Origin of the sequence: Achromobacter xylosoxidans (genome assembly GCF_014490035.1) — a bacterium.
GTDB classification, from domain to species: domain Bacteria; phylum Pseudomonadota; class Gammaproteobacteria; order Burkholderiales; family Burkholderiaceae_B; genus Achromobacter; species Achromobacter bronchisepticus_A.
On the sequence record NZ_CP061008.1, the window covers coordinates 1,678,926 to 1,691,805 of the forward strand.

1 protein-coding gene (running past one end of the window) is annotated in these 12,880 nt (G+C 68.4%); it reads left to right on the top strand.

Going from position 1 to position 12,880, the window contains the following annotated elements:
- A protein-coding gene (locus IAG39_RS07840) for a DUF4347 domain-containing protein (RefSeq protein WP_187774087.1) crosses the window boundary here: on the top strand, positions 1 to 12,880 show its start. The gene runs 19,019 nt beyond the window's last position; the window shows 12,880 of its 31,899 coding nt (coding positions 1-12,880); its start codon is at positions 1 to 3; its stop codon lies off the right edge, out of view.

The following is a 12,880-nucleotide window of genomic DNA, read 5'->3' on the forward strand; positions in this document are numbered from 1 at the left end:
ATGAGCATGAAGAAACTGGCGCGCAAACTCTGGACCGGCCGTTCCTCCCGCGAGGTGCAGCAGTCCCTGTTCCGCAGGCGGCCGCTCTTCGAGGCGCTGGAGCGCCGTTATCTCATGTCGGCCGAACTGCTGGTGCCGCCGCCGCCGCCCGCAAGCGATCAGGCTCCCGTGGTGGCGCCCGCCGATCCCGCCGCCGGCGCTCAAGGCAAGAAACCCAGCGCGCCCGGCTCGCATCCGTACCTGGTGGAACGGGCGGCCTTCAAGGCCGTCACGCAGCACAGCGAGATGCTGACGCTGGAGCAGTACGCCAAGGCCAACGCCACGCGCCAGGGCGACGCCAAGGCCTGGCTGCCCGGGCAGGAAGCCAGCCAGCCCAAGCCGGCCGCCAACATCCCCGGCTACACCACAAACTCCGAACAGACGCCGGTGCGCCAGATCATCTTCGTGGATCCGGCGGTGGACAATGCCGAGCAGATCGTCCAGGGCCTGTATGGCTTGATCAGCGGCAAGACCGAAGGCCTGGACGGGTTGGCCAGGCCCACAGGCGACGGCCCGCAATTGCAGGTGCTGCGCAGCCACGACACCGAGATCATCGTGCTGGACGGCCGCTACGACGGCGTGGACCAGATTACGCAGGTGCTGGGCCAGCACCAGGACCTGGCGGCGGTGCAGATCATGAGCCACGGCAGCGTGGGATCCCTGAAGCTGGGCACGGCCACCCTGGGTTCGGGCCAGCTGGATGCCTACAAGGACCAGCTGCGCGCCTGGGGCGACGCCATGTCGGAAGACGGCGACATCCTGCTCTATGGCTGCAACGTGGCGGCCGGCCGCGGCGGCATCGCCTTCGTCGATAGCCTCGCGGCGATTACGCGCGCCGACGTGGCGGCGGCCACCCATACCGTGGGCAGCGCCGCGCTGGGCGGCGACTGGGTGCTGGACTACCGTCACGGCGCGATCGAGGCCGGCACGGTGACGGTCGCCAGCTGGAACGGCGTGATGGCCAGCGCCACCGGCCTGCAAAGCGGCGGTTCGACCCTGCAGGGCGTGGCGGTCAATGATCATTTGATCGGCTACGGCAGCAATAACACATTCGTGTTCGACAACAATTCGACCGCGGCGGTGACGACGATCGAAGTGCGCCAGGGCATGAAGCTGGATAACGGCGTCTGGGTGCGCAACGAGGACGACGACAACAGCAACAACACGCTGGATTTCTCGGGCATCCGCGGCAACGTCACGGCCATAATCAGCAACAACGACGCTTATCAGATCACGTACTCGACGGTGGACGCCGGCAACAACTGGACCCAGCGCGTCGTCAACGTGGTGTTCAAGTCCGCCGACGGCTCGCAAAACCTGAAGATCGGCGACAAGACCTTCAACCTGATCGGCACGGCGCAAAGCGGCAAGACCATACTGGACTACAGCGGCTACGCCACCGGCGTGACGGTGGACCTGTCCGGCCCCACGGCGGACGCCAATGGCGAAGAGATTCCGCCGCCGCCGCCGACCGGGTTCGGCTATGTGCGGGCGATCAGCGGCGTCAAGGGTTCCACGCAGGGCGGCAACAGGATCACGGTGGTGGGCGACACCACGGTCACGATCAACAGCTCGCAAGACATCATCAAGGGCAGCGGCGGCGGCAACACCTACATCGCCGCCGCCGGCACCCTCGGTTTCAACCTGACCCAGCAGGCCGGCCAGAGCGGCAACACACTGGACCTTTCCCAATTCGGCGCAGACGTCACGGCCCGCGTGCAGACCGGCGGGGGCATCAGCGTCTACATGGGCGCGGGCGTGGCGGCCGACGGCAGCGTCAACGGCCTGGCGGCCGCGCTGGTCAGCAATCTCGACGTGCAGATGTTCTTCGGCGTGGCGGGCAGGACCACGCTGGATTACTCGGCCTATGAAGACAACGTCACCGTCAACCTGAACTTCCAGGACGGCAATACCGGCCTTTACGATGCCAGCGGCTTGGGCGGAGTGCTGAACATCAGCAACGTCATCGGCGCGGGCGGCGATTATGGCAACGACATCGTCGGCAGCCTGGGCGACAACATCATCACCGTGGCCAATAGCCGCGGACAGAACCGCATCAGCGGCGGCGGCGGCAACGATCTGGTGATCGGCAACCTGGCCGCGGGCGGCGCAACCGAATACATCGCGGGCGTGGAAAGCAACGCCTCGCTCAGTGGCGACAAGACCTCGGCCACGTTGACGAACACGCCTCTGGGCGCGGGCGCCGCAAGCACGGTGACCCTGCGCGGCGTGAACGCCGTGACCTTGCAGGACTATCGCACCATCGACGCCGCCGCTGCGGCGGGCAGCGCCTATCACGCCGCCACCAGCGTCACGCTGGACGGCACGAATTACCGCGGCGACCTGACCTTGATCGGCAGCGCGGGCGCCAACGTCCTGCTGGGCGGCCTGGGCCACAATACCTTTACCGGCTACCAGGGCGCGAACCAGCTGTGGGCGCAGGCGGGCGCGCAGAGCAACACGCTGGACGAAAACGGCCAGTGGAATTTCACGCTCACCAACAATCAGCTGTCGGCAAGCTACGCCTCCGACGGCACTCCCCTGGGCGCCGGGGTGCCGGTCCCGACCCTGAGCAACACGCTGAACGGCGCTTTCAGCGACGCGCGCCTGAACGGCGGCCTGGGTTCCACCCTGATCGACGCCTCGGCCTTCAGCGGCAACACGGTGCTGGTCAGCGGGCTGATGGCGGGCGGCGTGATCCGCGCGGGCTCGGGCGACAACACCCGGCACCAGATCATGCTGCTGGGAGGCCGCTACAACCTCTATGGCGGCACGGGCGCCAATGCGGCCACCGAACTGGTGGTGGCGGCCGACGGCCTGACCGGCACGGACGGCGCAGGCTACCAGTCGCAGATGGCGGCCAGCGGCGGCGTGGGCTATGTGTCATTCCAGCAGACGGGCGCCACGGGCTGGATCCAGCGCACGGCCAACGAGACCCAGGCCACCGCTTCCACCTATGCCGGCATCTCCAGCGTGCGCGTGATCAGCGGCGAGTATGGCAACTGGATCGATACCTCTCGCTTTGCCGGGACGGCGGTGCTGGACGGCATCGCCGGCCTGTCCAACTATTTCATCATCAGCAATGCCTATGCCACCCAGGTGATCGGGTCCGCCGGGTCGAACACGATAGAGCTGTCCACGGGCGGCAAGAGCGTGGCGCTGGACAACAGCCAGGTGAAGATCGGTTCGGGCGGGGCGCAGATCAGCAGCGTCCACACCAACGTCAAAGACTTCCGCTTCGTGGTGGAGGGCAGCAGCGCCAATACCGTGGATACCACGGCCTACACGGGCGTGACCACGCGGACCTATCTGTCGGATCTGACCTCGGGCTACACGCCGGCGGAAGGGCCTGCGCTGGCGTTCGTGTTTCCCAATCACGGCAATGCGCGGGTCGATGTTGGCCTGGAAGGTGTGCGCACCATCCAGGATCTGCTGGACGCCATCGGCGCCGGCATCATGGTCAACGCGGCGGGCGAGCCGCTGCGCGTTGCGGTCGGCGGCCCCAATGCCGGCAAGCTGATTCCGGCCAGCGACAGCACCACGCCCTGGGATTATCTCTATGCGTTGACGGCGAGCCTGGACGGGCAGGGCCGCCTGCAGATCCGTTACAGCCAGGACGCGATCGCGGCGGGCTATTCCGGCGCGTTCTCGCTGGCACCCGGCATGCAGGCGGCGCTGAACGCCGACGGCACGGTGTCGAACTCCACGGTCAGCCTGTCGGATGCGGCCTACAAGCTGGGCCTGATCGCGGCCGGACAGGTGCAAAGCAGCTCTGATGGCGCGGGCGTGCTGACCGGCGCGGCGCTGGCGATCGGCCATCAAACGCAGTTCGTGCTGGCGGGGTCCAACTCGACGATCCGCTCCGGCGGCGGCGACAACACCTTCGTCGTGAATTACGGCCAGGGCGGGCTGAACACCGGTGCAGGCAACAGCATCGCCGCGCAGGCCGGCGCGCGCAACAGCCTGGTGGTCAACACCAGCGTCGGCGCAGTGCTGTCGAATACCAACGTCCACTTCGTCAGCGGTGGCTCGGCCGCAAGCCAGGTGGCGCTCAACGGCGGCGTGTTCGCGGACGCCACCGTCATCTCCACCAGCTCCACCGGCGCGACCACGCTGGATGCCAGCGCCTGGACCCAGGCCGTCACCCTGGGCAGCAGCGGCGGTTACGACACGCTCAAGGGCAACACCAACAACGTTTCCTTCATGGTGACGCAACCGGCGGACACCGCCGGCGGCACCGTGACCGTAACGCTGGCGTCCAATAGCGGCAGCGGCAACAGCCTGCAGGTGATGGCGCTGGGCGGCAGCGCCGCCTTGTCCAACCTGATCTCCACCACCGGCACGATCGCCGGGGTGACGCTGGGCGCGAATACGAACAAGCTGGACTATGTGCTGGACATCGGCAGCGGCGCGCTCGATCAGGCGTTGACGGTCAGCGGCCGCAACGTGATCATCCGCGGCCAGTCGTATTCGGTGCTGCACAACATCACGCTGGATGCGGGCTACGCCCTGCGTCTGGAAGGCGAGAAGATCACCGTCGGCGCCACGAGCGGCGCCAACATCGTGCTGGCCGCGGGAGCGGTCGAGCTGGCGGCGCAGCGCTACCGTCCGTGGCGTAGCGCGGTGGCCCAGATCTACAAGCTGGACGCCGCCATCACGATCAACAACGCGACCCTGTGGGCCAAGGACACGGGCGGATCCGGCGTCAGCCTGACCAGCAAGATCGACAGCAAGGACTACGACCTGGATCCGCTGATCAAGAACGGCGCGAACCAGGGCGGCGTGCTGGGCACGCTGGCGGGCGGCGTGAACTCGGCCTTCGACGCCTTGATGAAGTTCCTGGACGGCGCCGGCGCCATGGCGGCCTGGGCCGGCATCGAATACAACTCGTCGATCAAGGTCGGCGCGCAGGCGCGCCTGGTGTCCAATGGCGACGTGACCATCACGTCCACGACGTCGGCCACGGTCAAGCTGAGCCCGCTGGTCGCCAAGATTGCCGGCATTGCCGTGGGCGTGCTGCAGAACAAGTCCACTATCGACGTGCAGGGCACGGTGATCGCGTCCCGCTCGATCACGATCAAGTCCGACCTCACCAACGAGATGGAGATCGCGTTGCTGCCGGGCCAAATTGGCGCGGTGCCGGCGGTGATAGGCGTGGGCGTGGCGGTGGTGATCAGCGAATCCAGCGTGCACATAGGCACGGGCGCCAGGCTGGAAACGGGTCTGCTGCATACCGCCAATCCGGATACCGGCACCGTCAGCGGCGTGGGCGGCGACGTCACGATCCAGGCACTGACCAGCCACAAGAGCACGATTTCGATATCGGCCGCGGGCGCCATGGCCGAAAGCGACGACACCAAGCCGGTGACCGGGGCCGACGGCAAGATCGATCCGTCCAAGGAGACGGGCAAGTACAAGGCTGGCTACGCCAAGGTCGGCGTGGCGGTGGGATTCGCGTACAACCAGCTGACCACCGAGGCCTATATGGACGGCACGGTGGTGACGCGCAATGCGGGCAAGGTGACGGTCGAGGCAAAGGCGCAGGACGCCGGCAGCGCCATTGCCGTCAAGACCATCCTGGGCGGCCGCGCGGCCACCGGCAGCGATTTCCTGACGTCGGCGCAGACCGAAGCCAAGAACGCGGCCATCGCCAAGACCGTCAGCCCCATCGTGGGCGGCGCCCTGGGCGGCCTCGGGACGGGCGTGCAGTACGTCAAGAGTTTCTTCAGCGCGCTGGTGTCGGAAAGCCGGGGCGGCAAGTTCGGCGCCAAGATCAAGGAAATCAAGCAAGAGAAGGATTTCGAGGATCGCGCCAAGTACGATTCGGACATCCAGAAGGAAATCGACAATCCCTCCACCGAGTTCCAGGTGGGCGCGGCGCTGGGCATGGCGATGAACAACATCACCACGACCGCCCGCATCGGCAACGGCGTGGTGGCGGCCACGGTCAACACCGCGGGCGGCGACGTCACCGTCAAGGCACAGACGCAATACAACACCCGGCTCACCATCATGAGCGGGGTGGACGATCAGGCGATTGCGGACAAGCAGGCGTTCCTGAACAAGAAGAACAACCTGACGACCAATCAGCCCGAGCGCGCGCCCGGGCCGGACGGTTCCGATTTTGGCGCGGCGGCGGCCGTGGTCATTGGCATCGACGACGTTGCGACGCGAGCGACCGTCAGCCAGCTGGCCGCGATCAACACCCAGGGCGGCGACGTGGCGGTTACCGCCAACACCCTGAACCAGATCGACCCGATGAAGCTGTGGCTGGTCAATCTGTACGCGCCCTTCGACGGCATCAACGCCAAGTGGAATGACGCCGACGGCACCAAGGCCAAGGCCGAGGTTGCCGGCAAGGCGGCCGCGTCCTTCCTCAACAATCTGCAGGCCACGCTGACCAGCACGGGCGGCATCTCGTCCAGCTTCAGCAGCTGGGCCAGCGCCACGGCCAAGAGCAAGAAACTGGCCCTGTCGGGCGCATTCACGGTGCTGGTGCAGGACACCAAGACGCAGGCGCAGGTGGCGGGCAAGATCAATACGACCTTGTCCGGCGGCACGGCGGGCGATGTGACCGTCCAGGCGGAGAACTCCTCGCAGCGCCTGAACCTGGTGGGCAACATCATCCTGCCGTCGATTTCCCTGGGCGGCGCCAAGTCGCTCCAGCAGGCCGCGCCGCGCGGCGCGGCCGAGAGCCGCTACAGCTATGGCAAGGACCGGGTAAAGGGATTCCTGACACCGAAATTCCAGGGCTTCGACTACGGCAGCAGCTCCAAGGAAGGCTCGGCCATCGGCGTGTCGGTGTACGTGAACGCGGCCAAGCACGATACGCGCGCCGTGGTCAGCGACACCGCCGAGATCAATTCGGGCAAGCTGACGGTCGATGCGGACAATGAACTGATCTCGGTCACGCTGGGCGCATCGGGCGGCCAGGCCAAGAGCCTGGCGCTCAACGGCGTGGTGCTGGTCAACTCCACCAGCGCGACCACCCTGGCCCAGGTCGGCCGGGGCGCGCGGATCGCGGCCGCGGGCGCGGCGGACATCCAGGCGACGGACGCGACCTGGGTCGGCACAGTGGCGGGCGCCGCCGCCGGATCGCAGGCGGTGGGCGTGGGCATGAGCGTGTCCATCAATGACGTCAACCGCTGGACGCAGGCGCTGATCGGCGACACGCTGCGCGTGGCCGATGGCGCACCCACCGGCTTGCCGGTAGGCTCGTTCTCGGCCGCTTCCTTGACGATCCGCGCAGAGAACAAGGGCTTCGTCGGCAATCTGGCCGTGGCGGGTTCGCGCGTGTCCAGCCCGGTGGCGGGCGCGGGCGGCGGCACCGGCGCGGGCGCCGGCGGCACGGGCGGCGCGGGAGGCACGGGCACCAGCATCGATGACATCAAGCTGCCCACCGGCCAGGGCGACGCGGCTCCGGGGGCGAACGATCCCGCGCCTGCGCCGACTACGAGCCTGGGCTCCAAGCTGGAAGGCCTGAGCGGCCAAGCCACGCAACTGACCCAGGACGCGGGCGCGGCGCCAGGCAGTCCGGCTCCGGCAGGCGGCGCCAGCCAGCAGTCCAAGGCGGGCGTGGCGATTTCCGGCGCGGTGGCCGTGAACATGGTCAATGACTTCGCGCAGGGCTACATCAACGCGGCCGGCATGAATATCACGATCGGCGGCGACGCCAAGATCGAGGCGTTGAACGGCACCCACAGCCTGGCGCTGTCGGGCTCGGCCGCGCTGGCGCAATCGGATACGGCCAAGTCGAATGTGGCCGTGGCGGGCGCCTACAGCATGAACATGATGGGCGGCGAGGCGCGCGCCCAGGTGCTGGCCGTGGGCGAGCTGGTGGTGGCTGCGGATCTTGCGCTGGCGGCGCGGCGCACCGGCGTGGCCGTGACCATCGCCGCCGGCATGGCCGGCGCCAAGGGGCAGAAGGGCGTGGCGGTGGCCGGTTCGGCCGCCGTCGGCGTGGCGGACTACGCCAACATTGCCTTGCTGGGCAATGCGGCCAAGGTGAGCGCGCGCGACGTGACGCTGGAGGCCCGCGACCTGAGCGTGCTGGCCACCGTGGCGGGCGCGGTCGCCAGTTCCGACGGCAAGGCGGGGGTGGGTGCGGCGGTCGCGGTCAATGTCAGCAGCAGCAAGGTCGAGGCGGGCATCCGCCAGGTGACCGAGCTGCTGTATACGGGCCGTGTCGACGTGTCGGCGGAATCCACCCAGGTCGCGGTGGGCTTCGCGGGCGCGCTGGGCGCGGCGCGCGATGGGACGGGCGCGGGCGGATCGGTATCCGTCAATGTCATGTCCAACCGCATCGAAAGCTATCTGGTCAACAGCAAGATCGTCTACAACGGCGCCGCCAGCGGCAGCCACGACGTGACTGTGCGGGCGCAGGACAAGACCACGCTGGTTGCGGTGACCGGCGCCGCGGGCGTGGGCAAGAAGGCGGGCGTGGGCATCGCCGTCAGCTACAACGAGATCGGCAACGCCGTCATGGCCGGCATCCAGGGTTCGACCGTGGATACTGGCGGGCATGGCGCGGTCAAGGTCAGCGCCAAAGATACCTCGTCCCTGGGCGGCGGGGCGGTCGGCGTGGGCGTGGGCATGGGCGAGGCGAAGTTCGCGGGCGCGGGCTCGGTGCAGGTCAACCGCGTCGGCTCCGCGGTGGCGGCCTATGTGCTGCCCAGCCGCGACGGCAACGGCGCGGTCACGGCGCGCAGCCGCATCGACGCCTCGTCGCTGACGGTCGAGGCGATAGAGAACAATACGCTGGTCGCGGTGACGGGCGGCGTCGCGGTTACGGCGGGCGGTTCGGTGGCCGTGGGCGCGTCGGTCAGCGTCAACGAATTCAGCTCGCGCACCAGCGCGCTGATCGAGTACGCGGATGTGGACGTTAGCGGCAAGGTGGACGTGTCGGCGCATTCGTCGCCGCTGCTGGTGTCGGTGGGGGCGGCGGGCGCGCTGTCCAAGAAGTTCGCGCTGGCCGGCGCGGTCAATGTCAACATGATGCGCGCGGCCACCGAGGCCCGCATCAGCGACAGCACCGTCAAGGCGGGCAGCCGGGCAGGCTTCACGGGCGACGCCGTGCGCGTCAATGCCTCGGACGCCTCGGCGCTCTATGCCATTACGGTGGCGGGCGCGATCGCGACCCAGGGCGCGGCGGTAGGACTGGCCGTGGCCGTCAACATCATGGGCGGCAACACGGCTTTCGACCGCAATCTGCTGGCCTTCGACAACACCACGCTGGCCGATTCGGGCGCGGCCGTCACCACGGTGGGCGTGGCCGACAACGGCGGCGCCGCCGCCAATCCCAAGGTCGCGGCTGCCATCCTGCGCAGCGACGTGCATGCGGTGCAGGGCAACGTCAACGTATTTGCCGGCCTGGTGGACCCGATGGCCGCGGGCGGCAATGCCCAGCTCAACGGCGGCAGCCAGTTGCCGGTGGGCGACGGCGACATCCGCGTGGACCAGGGCGGCAGCACGCTGACCTTCACGGGCGATGCGGCGGCCGTCATCAACGGCGCCAAGGACGACAGCGGCAACGCCGGCATGCCGGCGCAAACCGGCGCCGCGGGCGGCGAGTTTTCAGGCTGGCAGACCGGCGACGGCGTCTACCTGAGCTCGGGCGCGGGCAACATCACGCTGGCCGACGGCTCCGCCCTGCGCAACGACCGCGTGTATTACGTGATCCGGCGCGCGGCCCCCGACGGCCAGGCCATCATCCAGCTGGCGGATACCCAGGAAGACGCGCTGCGCGGCAAGGCGCTGCAATTCGGCAGCGTCGCCAACCTGGCGGCCATCGGCTTTGCGCACGTGCGCATGCAGGAGGCCACCAGCGTCAACCTGCAGCCCTTCCATGGCGTGGACGCTGGCGTGACGGTGAATGCCGCCACCCATACGCTGACCCTGACGCAGCCGTTCGCGGGCGTGCAGGAGGGCTCGGCCATCGTCTACAGCGGCTCTGTCGGCGGCAACGGCCAGATCGAGGACGTGCTGGCCAACCGCATCCTGGCCCAAGGCAAGGACGTGCTGAAGGTCGGCGTCACCTATTACGTGTTCAACCTGAGCGCCGACCAGCGCTCGTTCCAGCTGCGCGACGGCCAGGGCAATCTGGTCGACTTCAGCGGCGCGGCCGTGGGCGGCGCCTTGCAGCGCTTCAGCGTCAACAATCCCGCAGGCGCAGCCCTGAACCCGGACGGCAGCCTGACGCTGCCCAAGGCCCACGGTCTGGCCACGGGCGACAAGGTGGCCGTCAACCTGGCGGCAAACGGCGTGCTGACTGGCTTGTCCAATGATCACGTCTATGTGGTTGAAGTGGTCAACAGCACCACGCTGCGCTTCAAGGACGTGAATGGCACGCCGGTGGCGCTGGGGACGCTGGGCTACGTGTCGGAGTTCAATGCGGGCACCAAGCGCTACGAGTATTTCCTGGCGGACGCCAACGGCGTCAAGCTGCTGGACGCGCAGAACAAGCCGATCTCGGTCAACCCGGACGCGATGATCGCGTTCACGCAGGTTGCCTTGGTGCGCCAGACTTCGCAGACCTCGACCAGCACGGGCAGCGACGGCACCCAGAACACCAGCATCACCCAGGGTACGCCGACCGATGCGACGCTGTCGGCTTCGTCGGCCCAGAGCCAGGTCATCGGCGAAAACAGCTTCTCCTTCGCCAGCGATGCTGGCCTGGCGACGGGCGACGTGGTCATCTACCGCAGCCAGGGCGCGAACATCGCCGGGCTGGTGGACGGCCAGCGCTACTACGTGATCAACGCCTCGCAAGGCGGCGCCTTCCGCTACCAGCTGGCGAGCTCGCTGGACAACGCCCGCGACGGCATCGCCATGAAGCTGGGCGCGGCCACGGGTACGGGTGGCATCAGCCTGCAGAAGGCGGTGGACCGCATTACGTCCGGAGGGCTGATCTCGCTGGATATCGGTACGCTGACGCAAGGCCATGCGCTGAGCAACAGCATGTTGAGCATCACGGTGGCGGGCGCGGGCGGCAAGTCGCTGGGCGGCGCGGGCGCCGTCGGCGTGAATATCTCGCGTTCCGAGGTCAGCGCCATCATCGACAACACGGGGGCGGCGGCGGGACAGAAAGTGCGCGCCGAGGCCGGCGCGGTGTCGGTATCGGCACAGGATGCCAGCCGCATCGTGACGGCCACGGGGGCGCTGGGCATCTCCACTACCCAGGGCGCATCGGCCGCCATTGGCGCATCCGTGAGCGTGGCGGACATGCGCAACGACGTGCGCGCGGCGATCGCGCAAGCGACCGTGGAGGCCCAGGCCGTGCAAGTGCGCGCCGAGGAGCGCGCCAGCATCTACAACGTGTCGGTCGGCCTGGCCGGCGGCGCGGGCGTGGCGGTGAGCGGATCGCTGGCCGTCAACACGATCAAGAACACGGTGCATGCGCAGATCCGCGATTCGTCGGTGACGGCGACCTCGGGCGATATCCGCATCGCCGCGCGCGACGTGGCCAGCATCGCGGCCTTGGCCGGCAATGTGGCGGTCTCCGTGGGCGGCCGCGTGGCCGCGGGCATGGCATTCGCGGTCAACCAGATATTCGACACGGTGTACGCGGGCGCATTGCGTTCGTCCCTGTCCGCCACGGGCGATATCGTGGTGCTGGCCAGTTTTGCCAAGCCCGATGACCTGTCGCCGGGGTTGAACGCGCAGATTTCGGCCATGGCGGTCAGCGGCGCGGTCGCGGCCGGCGGGTCTGGGGCCAATGTGGGCTTTGGTGGATCGGCAGTCCTGAACTGGATCGCCAACAGCATCAAGGCCGAGATCGGCGAGACCGCGGCCGGGCAGGACGTGACGGCGGGCGGCGATATCGTGGTCCGGGCCAGCGATGAATCCACGATCAACAGCCTGGCGGGCGCGGTGGCGCTGGGGCTGGGATCGCAGGGCGCGAGCGTCGCGGTGGGCGCCAGCCTGTCCTATAACTACCTGGGCGGCGCGCCCGCGGGCAACGCGCGCGAACACTCGATCTCGGCGCAGATCCGCGATACGCAGGGCGCCGTGCGCGGCGCGCACGTGCAGGTGGCTTCGCTCTTCAAGGGGCAGATTCATAACGTGACCGTGGCGGGCAGCGTGGCCGTGGGCACGGCGGCGGTGTCGGTGGGCGGTGCGGTGTCGGTGAACCGGCTGAACAGCAAGAACGAGGCCGGCATCCGCAACGCGCGCCTGGTCGAGGCGCTGTCGGCGGGCGGCGCGCCGGGCGTGGCCGTGCAGGCGCGCGACGACGGCTACGTGCTGGCCGTGGCGGGCGGGCTGGGTGTGGCGGTGTCGCCGGGCAGCGGTGCGGGCATTGCGGCCGGCGTGTCGGCCACCCACAACACCGTCAACAACCAGACCCGGGCCTATATCGACGGCAGCAGCGCCAGCAATGGCAGCCTGCGTACGGAGATCGGTTCGGCTAATGGCCTGGCGGTGGACGCGATCAATGACTCGCGCATCGTGTCGGTATCGATCGGCGTGGCGGCGGCGGTCGCGGTGGGGCAGGGCTTTGCCGGCGCGGGCGCCGGCGCGGGCAGCGGCAACACCATAGGCGGGTCGGTGGAAGCCACGTTGAAGAACGTGTCGCCGCTGAACAATGGCTATCTGGACGGCGATGTGCGCGTCAACGCCGAGAACACGGGAACCATCGTGACCGTGGCGGGCGCGCTGGCGGTGGCGGTATCCGCGGGCGGCATGGGCGCCGGCGCCTCGGTGGGCGTATCGGTGGCCATCAGCGAAATCAGCACGACGGTGCGCGCGCGGGTCGACGATTCCATCCTCCGCACGCGTGGCGGCAGCCAGGGCGTGACGGTGTCGGCGTCGGATCGCGCCGCCATTACCGCCATTGCGGTCGGCG